Origin of the sequence: Sinosporangium siamense (assembly GCF_016863435.1) — a bacterium.
In the GTDB taxonomy this organism is placed as follows: domain Bacteria; phylum Actinomycetota; class Actinomycetes; order Streptosporangiales; family Streptosporangiaceae; genus Sinosporangium; species Sinosporangium siamense.
Genome location: NZ_BOOW01000037.1, coordinates 82,141 through 102,256, shown reverse-complemented (window position 1 = coordinate 102,256; position 20,116 = coordinate 82,141). Strand labels below are relative to the sequence as shown.

General features: G+C 69.1%; 20 protein-coding genes and 1 riboswitch. Of the genes, 6 read left to right on the top strand and 14 right to left on the bottom strand.

The features are described from left to right. Window positions 1-394 precede the first annotated feature (394 nt). Window positions 395-634 carry a chaplin family protein gene (locus Ssi02_RS28675; protein WP_239129928.1) on the bottom strand — a complete coding sequence of 80 codons (240 nt, stop codon included), beginning with the start codon at window positions 632-634 and terminating at the stop codon, window positions 395-397. Window positions 635-936: 302 nt separating this feature from the next. On the opposite strand from Ssi02_RS28675, the gene Ssi02_RS28670 reads away from it, so the two are divergent. From Ssi02_RS28670 to Ssi02_RS28660, 3 genes are all read left to right on the top strand, one after another. Beyond that, entirely contained in the window at window positions 937-1,896 is a 960-nt protein-coding gene (locus Ssi02_RS28670; RefSeq protein ID WP_239129921.1) for an SAM-dependent methyltransferase, read from the top strand. A 391-nt stretch (window positions 1,897-2,287) separates the two neighbouring features. Further along, window positions 2,288-2,770 carry a cation:proton antiporter regulatory subunit gene (locus Ssi02_RS28665; protein ID WP_204030705.1) on the top strand — a complete coding sequence of 161 codons (483 nt, stop codon included), beginning with the start codon at window positions 2,288-2,290 and terminating at the stop codon, window positions 2,768-2,770. Window positions 2,771-2,787: 17 nt separating this feature from the next. Further along, a complete protein-coding gene (locus tag Ssi02_RS28660) occupies window positions 2,788-3,966 on the top strand; it encodes a cation:proton antiporter (RefSeq protein ID WP_204030704.1) in 1,179 nt (392 codons plus the stop codon). Here the strand turns inward: Ssi02_RS28660 and Ssi02_RS28655 are convergent. Continuing rightward, window positions 3,929-5,167 (bottom strand): cytochrome P450, encoded by a 1,239-nt coding sequence (locus Ssi02_RS28655; protein ID WP_239129916.1) that lies wholly within the window; start codon window positions 5,165-5,167, stop codon window positions 3,929-3,931. The two genes, Ssi02_RS28660 and Ssi02_RS28655, sit on opposite strands and share 38 nt — an antisense overlap. Before the next feature lie 140 nt (window positions 5,168-5,307). Between Ssi02_RS28655 and Ssi02_RS28650 the strand changes: the two genes are divergently transcribed. Next, a complete protein-coding gene (locus Ssi02_RS28650; RefSeq protein WP_204030702.1) occupies window positions 5,308-5,682 on the top strand; it encodes a YccF domain-containing protein in 375 nt (124 codons plus the stop codon). An 84-nt stretch (window positions 5,683-5,766) separates the two neighbouring features. On the opposite strand, the gene Ssi02_RS28645 is transcribed toward Ssi02_RS28650, so the two are convergent. Beyond that, the gene (locus Ssi02_RS28645) at window positions 5,767-6,537 is read right to left on the bottom strand and encodes a TerC family protein (RefSeq protein ID WP_204030701.1); all 771 of its coding nucleotides are present in this window, start codon (window positions 6,535-6,537) and stop codon (window positions 5,767-5,769) included. Window positions 6,538-6,667: 130 nt separating this feature from the next. Beyond that, a riboswitch (SAM riboswitch) is annotated at window positions 6,668-6,783 on the top strand. 53 nt (window positions 6,784-6,836) lie between these two features. On the opposite strand from Ssi02_RS28645, the gene Ssi02_RS28640 reads away from it, so the two are divergent. Both Ssi02_RS28640 and Ssi02_RS28635 read left to right on the top strand, forming a co-directional pair. Continuing rightward, window positions 6,837-8,102 (top strand): aminotransferase class V-fold PLP-dependent enzyme, encoded by a 1,266-nt coding sequence (locus Ssi02_RS28640; protein ID WP_204030764.1) that lies wholly within the window; start codon window positions 6,837-6,839, stop codon window positions 8,100-8,102. Between the two features lie 17 nt (window positions 8,103-8,119). Then, the gene (locus Ssi02_RS28635; protein ID WP_204030700.1) at window positions 8,120-9,280 is read left to right on the top strand and encodes an NADH-quinone oxidoreductase subunit D; all 1,161 of its coding nucleotides are present in this window, start codon (window positions 8,120-8,122) and stop codon (window positions 9,278-9,280) included. 12 nt (window positions 9,281-9,292) lie between these two features. Here Ssi02_RS28635 and Ssi02_RS28630 read toward each other — a convergent pair whose 3' ends face one another. From Ssi02_RS28630 to dacB, 11 genes are all read right to left on the bottom strand, one after another. Next, window positions 9,293-9,754, bottom strand: a complete 462-nt coding sequence (locus tag Ssi02_RS28630; RefSeq protein WP_204030699.1) for a DUF3180 domain-containing protein — start codon at window positions 9,752-9,754, stop codon at window positions 9,293-9,295. Beyond that, window positions 9,751-10,251 (bottom strand): 2-amino-4-hydroxy-6-hydroxymethyldihydropteridine diphosphokinase, encoded by a 501-nt coding sequence (gene folK / locus Ssi02_RS28625; RefSeq protein WP_204030698.1) that lies wholly within the window; start codon window positions 10,249-10,251, stop codon window positions 9,751-9,753. The genes Ssi02_RS28630 and folK overlap by 4 nt, the downstream gene beginning before the upstream one ends. Continuing rightward, window positions 10,248-10,619 carry a dihydroneopterin aldolase gene (folB, locus tag Ssi02_RS28620; RefSeq protein WP_204030697.1) on the bottom strand — a complete coding sequence of 124 codons (372 nt, stop codon included), beginning with the start codon at window positions 10,617-10,619 and terminating at the stop codon, window positions 10,248-10,250. Before folB ends, folK begins: the two co-directional genes overlap by 4 nt. Before the next feature lie 21 nt (window positions 10,620-10,640). Beyond that, on the bottom strand, window positions 10,641-11,081 hold the full coding sequence (locus Ssi02_RS28615) for a nuclear transport factor 2 family protein (RefSeq protein WP_204030696.1): 441 nt from the start codon (window positions 11,079-11,081) through the stop codon (window positions 10,641-10,643). After that, window positions 11,078-11,935 (bottom strand): dihydropteroate synthase, encoded by an 858-nt coding sequence (gene folP, locus Ssi02_RS28610; RefSeq protein WP_239129913.1) that lies wholly within the window; start codon window positions 11,933-11,935, stop codon window positions 11,078-11,080. Before folP ends, Ssi02_RS28615 begins: the two co-directional genes overlap by 4 nt. A 192-nt stretch (window positions 11,936-12,127) precedes the next feature. Further along, entirely contained in the window at window positions 12,128-12,712 is a 585-nt protein-coding gene (gene folE, locus Ssi02_RS28605; RefSeq protein WP_204030695.1) for a GTP cyclohydrolase I FolE, read from the bottom strand. 3 nt (window positions 12,713-12,715) lie between these two features. Beyond that, entirely contained in the window at window positions 12,716-14,689 is a 1,974-nt protein-coding gene (ftsH, locus tag Ssi02_RS28600) for an ATP-dependent zinc metalloprotease FtsH (protein ID WP_204030694.1), read from the bottom strand. 340 nt (window positions 14,690-15,029) lie between these two features. Beyond that, window positions 15,030-15,590 carry a hypoxanthine phosphoribosyltransferase gene (gene hpt / locus Ssi02_RS28595; protein WP_239129910.1) on the bottom strand — a complete coding sequence of 187 codons (561 nt, stop codon included), beginning with the start codon at window positions 15,588-15,590 and terminating at the stop codon, window positions 15,030-15,032. Between the two features lie 67 nt (window positions 15,591-15,657). Beyond that, window positions 15,658-16,800, bottom strand: coding sequence for a tRNA lysidine(34) synthetase TilS (gene tilS, locus Ssi02_RS39965; protein ID WP_204030693.1), 1,143 nt, complete (start codon window positions 16,798-16,800; stop codon window positions 15,658-15,660). Window positions 16,801-17,536: 736 nt separating this feature from the next. After that, a complete protein-coding gene (locus Ssi02_RS28585) occupies window positions 17,537-18,631 on the bottom strand; it encodes an Rv3626c family coenzyme F420 biosynthesis-associated protein (protein ID WP_204030692.1) in 1,095 nt (364 codons plus the stop codon). An 81-nt stretch (window positions 18,632-18,712) separates the two neighbouring features. After that, complete coding sequence (gene dacB, locus Ssi02_RS28580) at window positions 18,713-20,098, bottom strand: D-alanyl-D-alanine carboxypeptidase/D-alanyl-D-alanine endopeptidase (protein ID WP_239129907.1); 1,386 nt, start codon at window positions 20,096-20,098, stop codon at window positions 18,713-18,715. Between the last annotated feature and the right edge of the window lie 18 nt (window positions 20,099-20,116).

The window sequence follows — 20,116 nt, the reverse complement described above, 5'->3', positions numbered from 1 at the left end:
ACTACCCGGCTCGGCCTCGGGCACGGGCAACGGCGAGTCGTCACCGAAAGATGGGTCACGCTTGACGGTCACTAGGGATAAGAGTGCCTGGCTCAGGGGTAGCCCAGCCCTATGTCCCCTGTATCCGCATGGGGACCCGATGGAGAAAGGATGGGACAGCTATCACCAAGAGAGGTATGCGAACGGGCGCCGGGTCCGAACGCGGACCCGGCGCCCCTTCTGTAGCCTCTGCAGGTTGAATCCGCAGGGTGAGGTGAACGCCTCAGCGTCTGGCTGAACCCCTTACGCCCCGGCGGACACCGCGCGGCCGGATGAACTCCATGCGCGGCCGGATGAACACCCGAGAAGGCCCGGCCACGCTCCCTTCACCGACCTGACGCCCACTGGCCGTGGCTCAGCCGATGCCACCCTTGCAACCCGCGATGCCCTGGCCGATGACGCTGACCGGGATGCCGCAGGCGCTGATCGGAACGCTGACCGGGATCTTGACCTGGTTGCCGCCCAGGATGCTGGCGGCGCCGCTGGTGGTGCCGCCGGTCGCGGTGGCGTCAGCCATGGCGGCGGGGGCGCCCAGAGCCATCAGCCCGGTAACACCGAGGGCAACGATGCCGGTCTTCAGCGTGTTTTTGAACACCTCTGCTCCCTTCGTGACGCGGCCGAAGCCACGCCCTTTGTTCGCCGACGGCGGGGTGCCCGCACTCGAGACGCATCACGGCGTCTCTGCACCTCGCCCTGCTTGCTTGAGAAGGGATCGCCGGCCGCACCCGCCAGGGGGCCGAGTCGGACGGTAATCACCTACTCACGGACAGCTACGTTAGCGCACAAAGACGCACCTGATTATCGACAATGAGTAGCAATGATGTAACTCTCTGTCTTTCAAGGGTGTCATCGTGTTCTGCCGCCAAGATCGGCTGCCGGCCGCTAACCTCGTTGGCCGTGTGGCTGACGTGGCGAGAGGCGACCCGGCGAGCGCTTTACGGCGATCATGGGTTCTATCTGCGTGAACGCCCCTCGGGCCACTTCCGGACCTCCGTGGCGGCCTCCTCCGCCTTCGCCGAGGCGGTCCTGCGCACTCTCCTCGACGTCGACACCGCGCTCGGCGCACCGCCCCGGCTCGACTTCGTCGACGTCGGCGCGGGCGAGGGCACCCTCGCCCGCCATGTGCTGGAGCTCGCCCCCGCCTCGCTGCGCCCCCGCCTGCACGTCACCGCCGTCGAGCTGGCCCCGCCCCCGCGCGACCTGCCCGCCGCCGTCACCTGGTCCCCCTCGCTCCCCGGCGGCGTCACCGGCCTCGTCGTCGCCAACGAGTGGCTCGACAACGTCCCCGTCGACGTCGCGGAGCACACCGCGCGGGGCCCGCGACTCGTGCTCGTCGACCCCGCCGGCGACGAGCGCCTCGGCCCGCCGCCCGAGGAGGTCGACCTCGCCTGGCTCGCCCGGTGGTGGCCGCTGACCCGCGCGGGCGCCCGCGCCGAGCTCGGCCGCCCCCGCGACGAGGCCTGGGCGGAGGTCGTGGCGAAACTCGAGCGCGGCCTGGCCGTGGCCGTCGACTACGCCCATCGGGCGGATGACCGCCCGGCGCGCGGCACCCTCATGGGCTACCGCGACGGCATCGCAGTTCCCCCTGTGCCCGACGGCTCGTGCGACATCACCGCCCACGTGGCCCTGGACGCCTGTGCCGAGGCCGGGCGCCGCGCGGGCGCCACCTCCACCACCCTCACCACCCAGCGCGAGGCCCTCCGCGCCCTGGGCCTCACCGGCACCCGCCCGCCGCTGGAAACCGCCCACAGCGATCCCCGCGCCTACCTCCGCGCCCTGGCCCGCGCCTCCGAGGAGGCCGAGCTGATCAACCCCGCCGGGCTGGGCGGCTTCGGCTGGCTCGCCCAGTGGCGCTGAGCAGTGTTGGCGCTGAGCAGTAGCGCTGAGCAGTAGCGCTGAGCAGTAGCGCTAACCCCAGTGGTGCTGAGCAGTGACGCTGACCCCAGGGGCGCTGACCCCAGGGGCGCTGACCGCTTGATCAAGGGGTTCTAAAGAGGGGGTCATCCCCACCCCACGATTACCCCCGCGACCTCTCTCCGCGGCACCAGGCCCGGTCTGCCGGTTTTCGGCTGGTTTCCCGTTGGCACCAACCGCGTGACATAAAGGATCTGACCGCGGGGATCGGACATCCAGTTCGGGGTACGGTTAAAGAGGGTGTTATCTCCATCCCAACCGGCAGTCGAGCCGTCTCCCAGGAGAGCCACCCCCGAAACATACGTATCCTCGCCACCTGTCGGAGGAGTGCCCGGTGGACATCGAGCAGACCGCGTTGCCTGGCATAGGACTCAAGCACGAGTTCACCACGCGGTGTGGACGCCGCATCGGCATCGTCTCTCACCGCACAGGTCGCCGCGACCTCATCATCTACGACCAGTCGGACCCCGACCGGGCCTGTGAGGCCGTGCAGCTGAACGACGACGAGGCGGACGCTCTCGTGGAGCTGCTCGGCGCGCCTCGGATCGTGCAGCGGCTCAACGCACTGCACCGCGAGGTGGAGGGCCTGGTCAGCGTGCAGATCCCCATTACCGCCGGGTCGCCGTACGGCGGGCGCACCTTGGGTGAGACGCGTGCGCGCACCCTGACGGGTGCGTCGATCGTGGCGGTGGTCCGCGGTGACCAGGTCAACGCGAGCCCGGGGCCGGAGTTCAGGTTCGACCCCGGCGACGTCGTCGTCGTGGTCGGCAGTCAGGACAGCACGTCGGCGGTCGCCGACCTGCTGGCGCAAGGTTAGCGACGGAAAACAGACGAGTGCACGGAGCGATTCTTCTTATTGAGCTTGGCGCCATCATCCTCGGTCTCGGTGTGCTCGGGGCCCTTGCGTTGCGCGTCGGCATCTCCCCCATCCCCCTCTATCTCGTTGCCGGTCTCGCCTTCGGCACCGGCGGCGTCGTTCCCCTCGCGACCAGCGAGGATTTCATCAAGGTGGGCGCCGAGATCGGCGTCATTCTCTTGTTGTTGACCCTCGGCCTCGAATACAACGCCGACGAGCTCATGACGAGCCTCAAGAGCAACGCCAGGGGTGGTCTGGTCGACCTGGTGCTGAACGCCGCGCCCGGCGCGATCATCGCGCTCCTGCTGGGGTGGGGGCCGGTCGCCGCCGTGGCGATGGCGGGCGTGACCTATGCGACGTCTTCCGGTATCACCGCGAAGGTCCTCTCCGACTTGGGATGGATCGGTAACCGGGAGACGCCGGTGGTGTTGTCGCTGCTGGTGTTCGAGGATCTCACGATGGCGTTCTACCTGCCCGTGCTGACGGCGGTGCTCTCCGGGGCGAGCCTGCTCAGCGGGGCGATCACGGTGGGCATCGCGCTGGCCGCGGTCACCGTGGTGCTTGTGATCGCGCTGCGTTTCGGCAGGTACATCTCGGCGTTCATCTCCAGCCCCAACTCCGAAGTGCTCCTGCTCAAGGTCGTCGGCCTCGCGCTGCTCGTGGCCGGCATCGCCTCCGAGCTTCAAGTGTCGGCCGCCGTTGGCGCGTTCCTAGTGGGCATCGCGGTCTCGGGTGAGATCGCCGAGGGCGCTCGTGAGCTGCTCATGCCGCTGCGCGACCTGTTCGCGGCGGTGTTCTTCGTGTTCTTCGGCTTGCAGACCGATCCAAAAGCCATCTTGCCTGTGGCGGGGCTGGCGCTGCTGCTGGCGGTCATCAGCATGTTCACCAAGCTGCTGACCGGTGCATACGCGGCGCGCCGGGCGGGCATCGCCAAGGCGGGCCAGGCGCGGGCCGGCATCGCGATGATCCCCCGGGGGGAGTTCAACATCGTCATCGCGGGCCTGGCCGTCGGGGCCGGCGCGCACCCGGACCTCGGGCCGCTGGCTGCGGCCTACGTGCTGATCCTGGCCGCGTTCGGGCCGCTCGCGGCCAGGGCGCTCCAGCCGCTGCTGGCCCGCTTCACACGGACACGGGAAGCGATTCCAGACCCCGGATGATGTAGCCGGGGCCCCAGGAGGGTTCACGGGTGAGCTCAAGGCCGGGAGCGGCCTTGAGCAGCGCCCAGAACGACTCGACGAGTTCGACCCGGGCCAGGGGTGCGCCAAGGCAGAAGTGGATGCCCGCGCCGAAGGAGATGTGCGGGTTGTCCGTCCGGCCCACGTCGAACCGGTCGGGGTCCTCGAACACCTCGGGGTCGCGGTTGGCCGAGCCGAACAGCAGAGCCACCTCGGCCCCGCGCGGGATCTCGACGCCGCCCACGGTGACGGGTTCGAGAACCCACCGCTCGAACATTTGCAGCGGCGTGTCCCAGCGCATCATCTCCTCGACGGCGGTGGCGAGAAGCGGCAGCGTGTCCGGGGTGCCGTCGTGGGCGGCGGCGGCCGTACGCAGGCGGTCGAGTTCGGCGGGGTTGCGGAACAGCGACCACCAGCCGTTGCCGGTGACGTTGACGGTGGCCTCGTGGCCGGCGTTGAGCAGCAGGACGCAGGTGCCGATCAGCTCGTCCTCGGTGAGCCGGTCGCCCTCGTCGACGACCTGGGCGAGCAGGCTGACGAGGTCGTCGCCTGGGTTGTCGCGGCGGGCGCGGGAGAGGTCGCGGAGATAGCCGGCGAACTCCTCGGCGGCTCGCACGGCGGTGTGCTGGGCCTGCGGGCCGGGGTTGAGTTCGTACATGCCGCAGATGTCGGCCGACCAGGGGCGGAGCAGGGGGCGGTCGGTCTCGGGCACGCCGAGCATCTCGGCGATCACCGTGACGGGGAGCGGCTCTGCCACCTCGGCGATCAGGTCGCCGCCGCCGCGCTCCACGAAGCCGTCGACCAGCTCACCGGCGATCTTGCGGACGCGGGGGCGGAGCGATTCGACCATGCGCGGGGTGAACGCCTTGGAGACCAGGCGGCGCAGGCGGGTGTGGACGGGGGGTTCGACGTCGAGCATGCCGGCCCGGACCACCCGCCAGAAGGGCTCCTGGAAGTCGGGCTCGGGAGTGCGGCCGAACTCCTCGTGGGTGGCCACGTGCAGGTAGGAGCGGCCGAGGCGGCGGTCGCGCAGCAGGGCGTTGACGTCGGCGTGGCGTGCGATGAGCCACTGGCCGGTGGGCTCGAAGAAGCTGACCGGCCGGTCGCGCCTCAGTTCCGTGTAGACGTCGTAGGGATTCGCGACGAACTCTGGGTTCCATGGATCAAAACGCACGAACCCCATAGTAGGTGGTCGTTTGCCACCGTATGTCCGGATCAACGTCGTCCGGAATCAACCTTCCAGCAGGTCGGGGGCGCACCGCGGCGACTCGGCGAAAACGGGTGCCGAGGACCGAGCATGACAGCGCGTGACATGCTTGATCTATGCGGACTCTCCTCAATGTCATATGGCTGATCTTCGCGGGGATCTGGCTGGCCATCGGCTACGTGATCGCGGGGATCATCTGCTGCGTCCTGATCATCACGATCCCGTTCGGCATCGCGTCCTTCCGGATCGCGGGCTACGCCCTGTGGCCGTTCGGCAGGACGGTCGAGCGTGACCCGCAGGCCGGGGTCATGTCCACCATCGGCAATGTCATCTGGCTGGTGGTCGCCGGGATCTGGCTGGCCATCGGCCACCTGATCACGTCGATACCGCTGTTCATCTCGATCATCGGTATCCCGATGGGCATCGCCAACCTGAAGCTGATCCCCATCTCGCTGCTGCCGCTGGGAGCCAGGATCGTGGACGTTCCCTAGGCCGGCGGCCGGGGTCGCCCCCCTTGCAGCAAACCGGGGGCGCACCGCGGCGATTCGCCGGATGCGCCCCCGATCTCACTGGGGTCACTTGGTCTCGGGGACCTCGTCCTCCTCGGTGTAGCGCTTGTGCAGGACCACCGGCTCCTTCGTGCCCATCTTCGTGCGCCTGCGGATGTTGAGCAGCTCCACCACCAGCGAGAACGCCATGGCGAAGTAGATGTAGCCCTTCTGGATGTGCTGCTCGAAGCCCTCGGCCACCAGCAGGACGCCGATCAGCACGAGGAAGGACAGCGCCAGCATCTTGATGCTCGGGTGCTGCTCGACGAAGCGGCTGATCGGGCCGGAGGCGATCAGCATCACGATCACCGAGACGATGACCGCGGCGACCATCACGCCCAGTTCGTCGACCATGCCGACCGCGGTGATGACCGAGTCGAGGGAGAAGACGATGTCGAGGATCATGATCTGGATGATCACGGAGGTGAAGGAGGCAGCCGCCTTGCCACTGGCGTGGCCCGACTTGCCCTCCATGCTGTCGCCGATCTCGTAGACGCTCTTGGCCAGCAGGAACAGTCCACCGAAGATCAGAATAAGGTCACGCCCGGAGATCTCATGACCGAGCACCTCGAAAAGCGGCTGCGTCAGCCGTACCACCCATGAGAGGGCGAGCAGCAGCAGCAGGCGTGAGATCAGCGCCGCCGCGAGTCCGAGTTTCCTCGCCCGATCCCGCTGGTGCTCGGGAAGCTTCCCGGCCAGGATCGAGATGAAGATGATGTTGTCAATGCCCAGCACGATTTCCAGGCCGACAAGGGTGAGAAAACCGATCCAGATTTGGGGGTCGGCCACCCAGTCCATCGGCACCTCCTGTGGCTCGCAAGCCGTATATGCCGACCGAGCCCATGCACAGTCGGAGGGAACTTCTTACCGAATGGACAAGATACCTACTTGCGGAAAGTGCCCCGGCGTCGGTTATAGTTCGGCCGAAGGTCATGAGTGCCAGCGACAAGCCCCGGCTAGCTGGACGGCAACCCTCGCGCTCGCGGCGGGGTGCCCCGGGTGAAGACCAGGTCCGGCGCGCGGTGCGCCGGGCAAGCGCGGGCTCTGCCACCCCTGGTGACGGGTCCGATCGACCCGAGGGGACAGCCTTGACCGCCGTGACGACCGCCACAGCACAATTTCACAACTTTTCCCAGGTCCGCGCCGTTCCGCAGATCGTCGGAGCCGACCTGGAGGTGCCGGTCAAGGGCGGCAACCTGGTCGGATACGCCAATCTCGATTACGCTGCGAGCGCACCCTGTCTGGCGCCGGTGAGCGAGGCGATCAGCGCCGCCCTCCCGGCCTACTCCAGCGTGCACCGAGGCGCCGGCTACGCCTCGCAGCTCACGACGGCCCGCTATGAGCAGGCGCGCCACACGGTCCGCGCCTTCGTCGGCGCCCGCCCGGGCGACGCCGCCGTCTTCACCCGCAACACCACCGACGCCACCAACCTGCTGGCCCACTGCCTGCCCAAGGGCACCACGGTCGTGGTGTTCGAGACCGAGCACCACGCCTCGCTGCTGCCGTGGGACAACGTCGTACGGCTGGCCGCGCCGGCCTTCCCCGGCGAGGCCGTGCGCGCGGCCGACGAGGCCCTCTCGGCGGTCGAGGGGAGCAAGCTCCTCGTCGTCACCGCCGCCTCCAACGTGACCGGCGAACTCTGGCCGATCGCGGCGCTCGCCCACATCGCCCACCGGCACGGCGCACGCATCTTCGTGGACGCCGCCCAGCTCGTGCCGCACCGCCCGCTCAACATCACCGCGCTCGACCTCGACTACGTCGCCTTCTCCGGTCACAAGATCTACGCTCCGTTCGGCGCGGGTGTGCTCGTCGGGCGCTCGGACTGGCTCACCGAGGCCGAGCCCTACCTCCGGGGCGGCGGCGCCTCCAAGGCGGTCGGGCCGGACGTCGAGTGGTGCGCCGACGCCGAGCAGCGCCACGAGGCGGGCACCCCCAACGTGCTCGGCGCCATCGCCCTGGCGGCGGCCTGCGACGCGCTCAGCGCCACCGGCTGGACCCCGCTGCTGGCGGAGGAGGAGCGGCTGCTGGCGCGGCTGCGCGCCGGGCTCGCCGGCGTCGAGGGTGTGCGAGAGCTCGGGCTGTGGGGGCCGGAGCACCCCCGGGTGGGCATCGTGTCCTTCGTGGTGGAGGGCCGCACCGCGCGTGAGGTGGCCGAGGCCCTGTCCGCGGAATACGGCATCGGGGTGCGCGACGGCAAGTTCTGCGCCCACCCGTTCGTGAACCACCTGCTCGACGGCGTCTCGACGACGGGGTGCGAGGACGGCACGGCTTCCGCCGTACGCGCCTCCATCGGCATCGGCACCACCGAGGAGCACGTCGATCGGCTGATCACGGCGCTCCGGGAGCTTGCCTCTCGCCGCTGAGGTGCTTGGATTAGTCCATGACCGAGCGGATTGTGGGCATCGGCGCAGGCGCGCAGGCGGTGGGTGGCAAAGAGCTGGCCACCGAGGACATGATCCTCAACATCGGTCCGCAGCACCCTTCGACTCACGGGGTGCTGCGGCTGCGGCTCACCCTCGACGGTGAGCGCATCACCGCCGCCGAGCCGATCATCGGCTATATGCACCGGGGGGCGGAGAAGCTCTTCGAGGTGCGGGACTACCGGCAGATCGTCGTGCTCGCCAACCGGCACGACTGGTTGTCGGCCTTCGCCAACGAACTCGGCGTCGTGATCGCGGTCGAGCGCATGCTCGGCATGGAGGTGCCGGTGCGCGCCGTGTGGGCGCGCACGCTGCTGGCGGAGCTCAACCGGGTGCTGAGCCACCTGATGTTCCTCGGCTCCTATCCGCTTGAGCTCGGCGCGATGACGCCGATCTTCTACGCGTTCCGGGAGCGTGAGACCGTGCAGGCGGTCATGGAGGAGATCTCCGGCGGGCGCATGCACTATATGTTCAACCGGGTGGGCGGCCTCAAGGAGGACCTGCCGGCCGGCTGGCTCGACCGCGCGGGCGCGGCGGTCGCGGAGGTGCGGCGGCGCCTGCCCGACATCGAGAACCTGATCATGGACAACGAGATCTTCCTCGCCCGGACCAAGGGCGTCGGCGTGCTCGACCGCGACACCATCATGGCGTACGGCGTGAGCGGGCCCATAGCCCGTGCCTCCGGGGTGGACTTCGACCTGCGGCGCGACGAACCCTACCTCGCCTACGGCGAACTGCCGGTGAGGGTCGTCACGCGCACGGCGGGCGACTGCCACGCGCGCTTCGGGGTGCTGCTCGACCAGGTCAAGGTCTCACTCGACCTGGCCGACGCGTGCCTCGCGCGGCTGCGTGAGCTGCCGCGGGGCCCCATCAATCAGCGGCTGCCGAAGGTGCTCAAGGTGCCCGAGGGGCACACCTACGCCTGGACGGAGAGCCCGCTCGGCCTCAACGGCTATTACCTCGTGTCGAAGGGGGAGAAGACGCCCTGGCGGCTCAAGCTGCGCAGCGCGTCCTTCAACAACATCCAGGTGCTCCGCGAGATGCTGCCGGGCCACCTGGTCGCCGACATGGTGGCCATCCTCGGGTCGATGTTCTTCGTTGTCGGCGACATCGACAAATGAGGTGAGGTGCGGTCAGTCGCCCTCGGGGCGCTGGGGGCCCTGGTCCTTCGGCACCCGGCAGCAGTATTCGAGGTAGGCGGCGGCGCAGATCAACACCACGCAGGCCAGGAACGATCCGGAGGCGACGAAGAAGTCGGTCCTCGGCGTCTCGCGGTCGAGGATCTCGACGGTGTGCAGCACGAACCCGCCGAAGAACCCGCCGAAGAGGGCTCCGCCGTATGCCGAGGCCTTGGCGAGAGCGGCCAGCCGCGCCACCGCGAGAGGCTCCACCGGGCGGGTGCCCGGGCGGCGGAGGATGCGTGCGCGGGTCATCCAGCCGGTGTACGCCTCGCCGAGGGCGAGCAGCAGGAGGGTCGGGATCGCCGTCCAGGGCAGGCGCGGCAGCGACGAATAGGTCAGCTGCAGCACCCACCAGGTGATGAGCGTGAAACCCAGCAGGATCGCGACCAGGACACCGGGGCGGGTCGGCTTCACTGCGGCCCCTGGAGCACGAGGTCCTCGCGCCGGCGCACACCCTGGTCGTCCAGCGCCGCGAGCAGGCCCGCGACCTCGCCGTGACCGGGCAGCGCCGCCTGCGGATCGACGGCCAGCCAGGGCGCCAGCACGAACGCGCGCTCATGTGCCCGGGGGTGGGGAAGGGTGAGCAACTCGTCGTCGACGACCACGTCGCCCACGACGATCAGATCGACGTCGAGGGTGCGCGGTCCCCACCGCTCCGCACGCACCCGGCCGAAGGCGTTCTCCACACTTTGAGCACGTTCGAGAAGCGCGTGAGGTTCCAGCGCCGTCTCGGCGAGCACGACCGCGTTGAGGAACACGTCCTGCTCGGGACCGCCGACGGGGTCGGTCTCATAGACGGGGGACACGTCGGTGAACACCAGCCCGGGGGCGTCGAACAGCACGTCCAGGGCACCCTGAAGCGTCTCGAAGCTGTTGCCGAGGTTGCTCCCCAGCGCTATGACGGCCTTCACGTGCGGCTCCTCGCGATCGTCACGACCACGTCCTCGAACGGCAGCGGGATCGGCGCGGCCGGCTTGTGCACGCTGACCTCGGCGCGCTCCACGAGGTCGTAGGAGAGGCAGGTGTCGGCGAGGCGCTGGGCCAGGGTCTCCACGAGGTTCACCGGCTCGCCGGCGACGACGGCGGCCAGTTTTTCGGCGAGTTCGCCGTAGTGGACGGTCTTGGTGAGATCGTCGCCCGCCGCGGCGGGCGCGGTGTCCAGAAACAGTGTGACGTCGACGACGAACTCCTGGCCAAGCTCACGCTCGGCGGGGAACACCCCATGCCGGCCTCGCACCCGCAGGCCGCGCAGGCTTACTCGATCCGTGACGGAAACCACCCCATTCTCCCCGAAGCCCGTTTAGGCCGTCTCTTCTTCCCCCTCTTCATCCTCCCCTTGGAGGACCGGGGAACCGTGGTACATCCACAGCCGCCAACCGGCCGGGGTGCGAATGAAGGTGTTGGTCGCCACAACCTTGCCCGCGGCGAAACTCGCGTCCCCCGCGTCGCCCGCGGTCAAGATGTTCTCGGCGCAGCTGAGGACGGCCACGTCACCGATGATCGTGGTCACGACGTCGGTGAGCACGAACTGGATGTAGGGGGTGTTGGCCATGATCAACGCCCACGAGCGCAGCACCTCGGCCCGTCCGCTCAGCAGCGGCCACCCCGGATGCACACACGAGACCTTGCCGACCTCGCTGTCCTCGGCCCACACCTCGGTCATACGATCCAGGTCGGCGTTCTCGATCGCCGTGTAGAACGTCTGATTAGCCGTCTCGACAGCGCCGATGTCCACACTCATCCGCTTTCCCCGCCCTTCCGCCACGCGGCGGCAACGCGCACGGCGTCGGCGTTGGGCCGCACATTGTGGACACGCACACACCAGGCCCCCGCCTGCGCCGCGAGGGCCGTCACGGCCGTCGTGGCGTCGTCGGAGGCTCCGAACGGGCGGGGGATGCCGTCGGGCCCGGCCAGCAGGCGGCCTAGGAACCGTTTGCGCGAGGCGCCGATGATGAGCGGGAAGCCGAGCTCGGCGAGCCGGTCCAGCCCCGCGAGGAGCTGCCAGCCCTGCTCGGCCTGCTTCGAGAAGCCGAGACCCGGGTCAAGGATGATCTGGCTCTCCTTGACGCCTTCGGCCATCACCGACGCGACCCGCTTGCTCAGCTCCTCACGGACCTCGGCCACCACGTCGGAGTAGACCGCCAGGTCGTCCATGCCCTTGCTGTGCCCACGCCAATGCATCACGACGTATGGCACGCCCGCGGCAGCCACGATCCTGGACATGTCCGGATCCGCCAGGCCACCGCTCACGTCGTTGACCAGCCTCGCGCCGGCCTCCACGGCGACCTTGGCCACCTCGGCCCGCATCGTGTCGACGCTCACCGGCACACCCTCGGCGACCAGGCCCTTGATCACCGGCGTGACCCTCGCCAGCTCCTCTTCAAGGGAGACGCGGCTCGCACCGGGCCGGGTGGACTCGCCACCCACGTCGATCAGGTCGGCGCCCTCCTCGACCAGCTCCAGGCCATGCCTGACGGCCGAGTGCACGTCGAACCACTCGCCACCGTCGGAGAAGGAGTCGGGAGTCACGTTGACCACGCCCATCACCAGGCAGCGCTCCACGCTGGGGAGCCCGGGAACGGCGTACACGGTCATGCGGACCAGCCTAGGCGCTCACACCACCCGAACCACCCAGAGGGTCGGTCTTGCCGATAACGAATCAGCCCCATCCCCACCGGACCACACCTCTTGAAATGGGCCCCGACCTGCATGTGACCAGGTCCATGTGGTGGGAACACGACTGAGGCCGGAGAGTCGTCCTCTCCGGCCTCAGAGATGTCGTTGGACCTAGCGGCTGAGGATGAGGGACATGGCCTCGGAGCGGGTCCTGTCGCTGTCGCGGAAGTTGCCGCGGACGGCGGAGGTGGTGGTCTTGGCGCCCGGCTTGCGGACGCCGCGGATGGTCATGCACATGTGCTCGGCCTCGATGACCACGATGACGCCGCGGGGTTCGAGGACGCGCATGAGGCCGTCGGCGATCTGGGACGTCATGCGCTCCTGGACCTGGGGACGGCGCGCGTAGACGTCGACCAGCCGCGCCAGCTTGGACAGACCGGTGATCTGCCCCTTCTCGTTGGGGATGTAGCCCACGTGGGCCACCCCGTGGAAGGGAAGCAGGTGGTGCTCGCAAGTGCTGAAGACCTCGATGTCCTTGACCAGGACCATCTCTTCGTGGTCGGCCTCGAAAACCGTGGTCAGAACATCTTCCGGGGTTTGGCCGAGGCCCGCGAACTGCTCCGCGTAAGCCCTGGCCACGCGCCCGGGGGTGGCGCGCAGGCCGTCTCGGTCCGGATCTTCGCCGATCGCGAGGAGAATCTCGCGAATCGCCTTTTCGATCCGGGCCGAGTCAACCTGGTGGTGCTGGTGTGTCACGTTTCAGTTTCCGTCTCGGGGGACGACATCCTGGTGGGCCGAGGTGCCCGCCGGGAGCGCGCCGTTGCCGGCCTGCTCTTTGCGGGTCAACACCGGCGGCCTGTCCGAGGGTAGCCGCTTGCCATATCCGGAGTAGGAGGGGCGGTGCTCCTTCCTGACCACGGGCGAGAAGATCTGAAGGACCTGGTCGCGGGAGAGCGTCTCCTTCTCCATGAGCTCAAGCACCAGGTTGTCGAGCACGTCGCGATATTCGACGAGGACCTCCCAGGCCGTGTCGTGGGCCGACTCGATGAGACGGCGCACCTCCTCGTCGATCGTCGAGGCGATCTTCTCGGAGTAGTCACGCTCGTGACCCATGTCGCGGCCGAGGAAGACCTCGCTGTTGCCGCTGCCGAACTTGCGGGCGCCGAGCTGCTCGCTCATGCCGTATTCGGTCACCATGCGGCGCGCGATGGACGTGGCCTTCTCGATGTCGTTGGAGGCGCCGGTCGTGGGCTCGTGGAACACGAGCTCCTCGGCCGTGCGCCCGCCGAGCAGCATGGCGAGCTGGTCGAGCATCTCCGACCGGGTCGCGAGGAACTTGTCCTCCATCGGCAAGGTCATCGTGTAACCGAGCGCGCGGCCCCGCGACAGGATCGTGATCTTGTGCACCGGGTCGGCGTTGGGCAGGGCGTGCGCCACCAGGGCGTGGCCGCCCTCGTGGTAGGCGATGACCTTCTTCTCCTGGTCGGACATGACCCGGGTCTTGCGCTCGGGACCCGCCATCACCCGGTCGATGGACTCCTCAAGGATGGCCATCGAGATGAGCTTTTTGTCCTGGCGGGCGGTGAGCAGCGCGGCCTCGTTGATGACGTTGGCGAGGTCGGCGCCGGTGAAGCCGGGCGTGCGCCGGGCGATCACCTCGAGGTCGACGTCGGAGTCGAACGGCTTGCCGCGCGCGTGGACCTTCAGGATGCCCTTGCGGCCCTCAAGGTCGGGGCGGTCGATGACGATCTGCCGGTCGAAACGGCCCGGGCGCAGCAGCGCGGGGTCGAGGATGTCGGGACGGTTGGTCGCCGCGATGAGGATCACGCCGCCCTTGACGTCGAAGCCGTCCATCTCGACGAGGAGCTGGTTGAGCGTCTGCTCGCGCTCGTCGTGACCGCCGCCGAGGCCCGCGCCGCGGTGCCGGCCGACGGCGTCGATCTCGTCGATGAAGATGATCGCGGGAGCGTTGGCCTTGGCCTGCTCGAACAGGTCGCGCACCCGGGAGGCGCCGACGCCGACGAACATCTCGACGAAGTCGGAACCGGAGATCGAGTAGAACGGCACGCCGGCCTCACCGGCGACCGCTCGGGCGAGCAGGGTCTTACCGGTGCCGGGCGAGCCGTAGAGCAGCACACCCTTGGGAATCTTGGCGCCGATCGCCTGGAACTTGGCCGGGGCCTGGAGGAAGTCCTTGATCTCCTGGAGCTCCTCGATGGCCTCGTCGGCACCGGCGACGTCGGCGAAGGTGGTCTTGGGCGTGTCCTTGGTGATCAGCTTGGCCTTGGACTTGCCGAAGTTCATGACCCGCGAGCCGCCACCCTGCATCTGGTTCATCAGGAACAGGAAGATGAGGATGATGATGACGAACGGGAGGAAACTCACCAGCAGCCCGACGAGGAAGTTCTCCTGGGGAACCTCGACGTTGTAGCCCTTGGGCAGCTTGCCCGCCTTCTGGGCCGTGGTGAGCTGGTTGGTCAGCTGCACACCCTGACCGGACACCCATTGCGCGTAATAGCGATGGCCGTCGGTCGTGGTGACCTCAATACGCTGATCTTTGTCAATGACCTTCGCGTTGGACACCTTGCCGTCTTCGATCAGACTGACGACGGCCGATGTGTCTCTCTTCTCGTAATTGCTGTCGGTGTTCCACAAAGTGGTGACGACCAGCAGCAACACGACGATGCCCAGGATCCACAGGAGTGGCCCACGTGTAAATCGCTTGAGATCCATCCGATGCGGAACCCCTTGCGGGCCCGTCCCTTCCTGACCATGGCCTGGTCCCCCAGCAGTCGCCTCCTGGGGGTCGCGGCATCCTCACCGCTCCAACTGACAGCGCGAGGGCGAGTGAACACGCCCTCGTTGTCCGAAGGTACACCGCTGCGCCGCGCAGGGTCACCGCCCAAACGCTACGCACCTGCCCTACCAACGTACGTCAGGTGCGCTAGTGTTCCCCTCCCCTGGATACCAATGTCGCGTTCCCGGGGTGGCGGCTTCGCCCAGGGCGTATTTTTACGGCATTCCCGGGCCTCTTTTTCAGGATGTCCTCAGACGTCGGAGCGCCTGCCGCAGGCTAGCGGGACCCCCCGTAGACATGCGGCGCGAGCGTGCCGATGAAGGGCAGATTGCGATAACGCTCGGCATAGTCGAGCCCGTAGCCGATCACGAACTCGTTCGGGATATCGAACCCCACGTATTTGACGTCGAGCTCCACCTTCAGCGCGTCGGGCTTGCGGAGCAGGGCGCAGATCTCCACCGACGCCGGATTGCGCGACTGGAGGTTCTGCACCAGCCACGACAGCGTGAGGCCCGAGTCGATGATGTCCTCGACCACGAGCACATGCCGCCCGGCGATGTCGGTGTCGAGGTCCTTCAGCACGCGCACCACGCCGGAGGACCTGGTGCCGGCGCCATACGACGACACCGCCATCCAGTCCATCTCCAGCGGCGTGCGCAGCGCACGGGCCAGGTCGGCCATGACCATCACGGCGCCCTTCAGGACACCCACGATCAAAAGCTTCTCGCCTGCGTAGTCCGCGTCTATCCGCGCGGCAAGGCCGGAGATTTTGGTCTGGAGCTCCTCCTGGGAAATGAGGACCTTTTCCAGATCTGTGCCGATGTCGGCTGCGTCCACCTGCGAATTCCTTCGTGTCGGTGCTCTTCCACCCCGCCGAGAGCCGGGCTCGCCACAGGCCACAACCTTAGCCGGGAGAGCCCCTCTCTTTTGCGGCAGACCCCCTGGAGAGCCCGCCAAGCGTTAGAACCCTCGCCCTGCGGACAGCGCCCACCTTGCCCGGCAGGTCCACCCGCCCCTGCCCCCTCCACTCCGTCACAAGCCGCTCCACCTCCGCGATGTGAACCGCCGCCAACGCACCGGAGGGCACCCCCGCCCCAAGCGCCGCCCGCCGCAACACCCGCCGCCGCACCGCCCCGGGCAGAGCGGCCAGCACCTCCACGGCCAGCACCTGCGCGGGCACCTCGGCGGGCGGCGCCTCGCCGGGGGGCGCCTCACCCCCAGCAGACCCGCGCTCATGTACGGAGGACCCACGTGAAGCGGGAGCACGATCACCTGGCGTGAGCGTCTCGGGGGACCTTTCGCGAGCCGCCGCGAGTGCCTCGCGGTAGGCGCGGTCGGCCCAGGCGTCCAGGGCGTCGGCGTCGTCGCGGCACAACGAGGCCGTGCGGGCCAGGGCCTCGGCGATCCCCGGGCCGAGCTCTTCTGTGAGGACGGGCAGCACCCGTTCGCGCACCCGCACCCGGGTGAACCGGGCCTCCCGGTTGTGGGGGTCCTCCCAGGGGGCGAGTCCCAGGGCGGCGCACGCCGCCTCCGTCGCGGCCCGCCCGAGCCCCAGGAACGGCCGCCGATACAGCCCCACCACCCCCGCCATCCCCGCCAGCGACCGTGGCCCGCTGCCTCTCGCCAGCCCCAGCAGCACCGTCTCGGCCTGATCGTCCCGGGTGTGCCCCAGGAGTACGGCGGAGGCCCCGAGGCGCTCAGCCGCCCCCTCAAGCGCGTTGTAGCGCGCCTTGCGGGCGGCCGCCTCCGGCCCTCCCTCCACCCCTACGGTCACCTTGAGCACCTCGGCGGGGTCGAGGCCGAGAACCGGCGCAAGCCGTACGACACGATCGGCCTGATCGGCCGAGCCCGGCTGGAGGCCGTGATCGACGGTCACGAGGCCGCCGCGGACACCGATCCGCGGCGCCACGAACCCGAGCGCGGCGGCCAGCGCCAGCGAGTCGGCCCCGCCACTGCACGCGACCAGCACCAGCCCCCCCGCGGGAAGGTCGGCGAGGGATTCGCGCACGGCACGGCGGACGTCGGCCACCGCCGGATGAGGACCCATGCCCCCATTGTCTCCACCCGCCACCCCCGGCCACCCACGGCGGACAGTCCCGTGCCGGCACGCCGAAGGTGACCGGTCTCCACCGCCCCGGGCCCGCGCACAGAGTAAGGGCGACGAGCCGAACGTGACCGGTCTCCACCGCCACCCGCTACCCCGGCCGCCCGCTGGGCGGGGACTCCTCGCCCGGGACCATGACGTCACCGTCGTCGCTACCCCGGCCGCCCGCGGGGCGGGGCCGGCGGCGGGCTGGCCCCCGACCGTCACCGGGGCCGGGCCGAACCCTCCCGACGGTCGTCGGAGACACCTTCCTGACGGTCATCGGAGAGGAATGGGAAGTGGCCAGGCCCCCGCCGGACATCGGGAACGGACAAGGCACCCCGGCCTCCGATCGTCATCGGAGACACCCTCCCGATCGTCGTCGGACACGAACCCAGTGGCCAGCCCCCGACCGTCGTCGGGGACGCCGCCCCCCGACGGTTATCGGGGAGGAACTGAGTGGCCAAGCCCCCGATGGACATCGGGAACAGACAGGGCACCCAGACCCCCGACCGTCGTCGCGGACGAACCCTCCCGACAGTTATCGGGAAGGAACGGAATGGCCAAGCCCCCGATGGACATCGGGAACAAGGCACCCCGGCCCCCGATCGTCATCGGAGACACCCTCTCGACCGTCGTCGGACACGAACCTATTGGCCGGGCCCCCCGACCGTCATCGGGGAAGGCACAAGGTGGGAGGTCAGTTGGCGGCGGCCCTGGAGGAGAGTTCGTTCGGTGGGTGGACCACGCGGGCGATCCAGGCGGCGGGGTCGGCGAACTCGGCCTGGGTGGGGAGGGTCTCGGGGGAGGTCCACACCTTGTTGAAGCCGTCCATGCCCGCCGCGTCGACCACGGCTCGCACGAACGCCGAGCCCTCGGCGTATTGCTTCATCTTGAGGTCGATGCCGAGGAGCCGGCGCAGGGTGCGGTCGAGGCGGGAGCCGCCTTCGCGGCGGTGGTGGAACTTGCCGCGGATCTCGGCGACGGTGGGGACGACGGCGGGGCCGACGGCGTCCATGACGAAGTCGCCGTGGCCTTCGACGAGGGTCATGACGGCGGTGAGCCGGTCGAGGATGACCTTCTGCTCGTCACTCTGAATGGCGTCGAGGAGCGAGGAGTCGCCGCCGCGGACGGCGTCGGCGACGGCGTCGGCGGCCTGACGCAGGCGCTCGAAGAGGGTGGGCAAGTCGAGGTCGGAGGCGAGCAGGAACTCGGTCATCTGCGACCTGACATATTCCCGCAGCCAGGGCACCCCGGTGAACTGCACCCGGTGGGTCTCCTCGTGCAGGCACACCCAGAGGCGGAAGTCGCGCGTGTTCACCCCGAGCTCGCGCTCGGCGTGCACGATGTTGGGGGCGACGAGGGTGAGGCGGCCTGTGGGCGCCTCACCGCTGGGGTCGGGCGGGAGGAAGAGCTCATATTGCCCCAGCACCCGCGAGGCGAGGAAGGCCAGCACGGCGCCCACCTCGACGCCGGTGATCCGCGAGCCGACCGCCGTGACGATCGCGGGCGGCGGGTTGCGCCTGTTGGCCATGCGGTCGGTCAGGGGTTCGAGCACGACGCGGAACCCGTCGGCGTTGGCCTTGATCCAGCCGGGGCGGTCGACGATCGTCGCCGGCTGGGGCGGGGCGTCGGCCTCGATCTTGGTGAAGTCGCGTACATGTCCCTCGGCCTCGCGCGACAGCCGCCGTAGCTCGACGACGGCCTGCCGGGCCTCCTCACGGCTCACCTGCGGGCCGGGGCGCACCAGCCGTGTCCCGGTCGCTACGGCCAGATCCCAGTCGATCACCTGCATAGCTCCCACCGTATGTGGTCGGGCCGCCACCCGCGTAGGGGCGGCGGCGGAGGGCCCTGAGCTCGGAGAGACGGAAGCGGATCAGGCGCCTTCCACCAGGATGGCAGCCAGGCGATCCAGGGCCGCTTCGGCCTTGCCCCACCCCATCGGCACCTTGTCGGCCATAAAGGCGAACGTCAGCAGCCGTCCCTCCGCAGTGGTCGCCACTCCGGCCAACGTGTTCACGCCGTTCAGCGTGCCCGTTTTGGCGCGAACCATGCCCGCACCGGGCCGTCCGTCCTTTGTCTCGAACCGGTTGCGCAAGGTGCCGGTGAACCCCGCGACGGGCATGCCGCTCACCGCGGAGTGCAAGTGCGGGTTGCTGGGAGCGGCGGCGAGGGAGAGCAGCCGGGCGAGCGCGGCGGGGGTGATCCGGTTGCGGATGGACAGGCCGCTGCCGTCCACCACATGCACACCTTGGTGCACGCCGAGCCGCTTGAGCACACCCGTTACGGCGGGAGCCACCGAGGCGAAGGTCCCCGGCCTGCCCTCCTTGATCGCGATGTGCCGGGCGAGGGCCTCGGCGAGATCGTTGTCACTCAGGGTCAGCATGCGCTCGACGAGCGCGTAGACGGGGGCGGACTCGACCCGCGCGAGCTCCTGCACCCCGAGGCCGGCCTTGGCCGGGCGCAGCCCCTTGACCACGGTGACGCCTTGGCGGCGGAGCAGCCCGGCGAAGGCGTCGGCGGCCGAGCGGGCGGGGTCGGCGACCCGCGCGCCGAGGTCGGGCGCGACCCGGCCCTCGTCCATGGCGAGGGCGTGAACGGGGGCGACGCTGCCCTCCGGCACGTAGCCGGGTTTCCACCCGGGTCCGGTGCGCGGGCCGGTGAACAGATGATCGTCGTAGAAAAGGGTGACCTTCCGCTTGCCCGCCTTCTTGAGGGCCGTGGCGGTGCGGGCGGCGAGCGTGGTCAGCGACGCCTCCTGCGGGTATGGCCGGCCGCGGTCGGCCTTGGGCCCTGCGAGGGTGGGATCACCGCCTCCCACCAGCACAATCGACCCGGCCAGTGACCCCGGCACGACACGGGTGGCCAGGCGGGTGTCGGGGCCCAGGGAGGCGAGGGCGGCGATGCCCGTGACGACCTTGGTCGTTGAGGCGGGAGTGAGGCCCACATCGGGGCTTTCGCCGTAAAGTGCCACGCCAGTCCGGGCGTCGATCAGGGACGCGCCGACCTGGGGTCCCAGCGCGGGGTCACCCAGCGCCTTGGCTAGACGTCCGGCCAAAGTACCCTTGGTGGGGAGAGGTCCGTTCCCGCCCGCCGCCAGCACAGGTCCGGCGGTTCTCACGGGGACGGGCGGTGGCTTCTCCGACACGATCGGACGTGGCGATTCCTCGGTCAGCGCGTTCAAGCTGACGTCGTTGGCCATCACATATGTGCCGGCGGCGGCTGCAAATGCCTGAAGCAGGACGAGAGTGACGATCGCCATCCAACGCTCGCGCCGAAA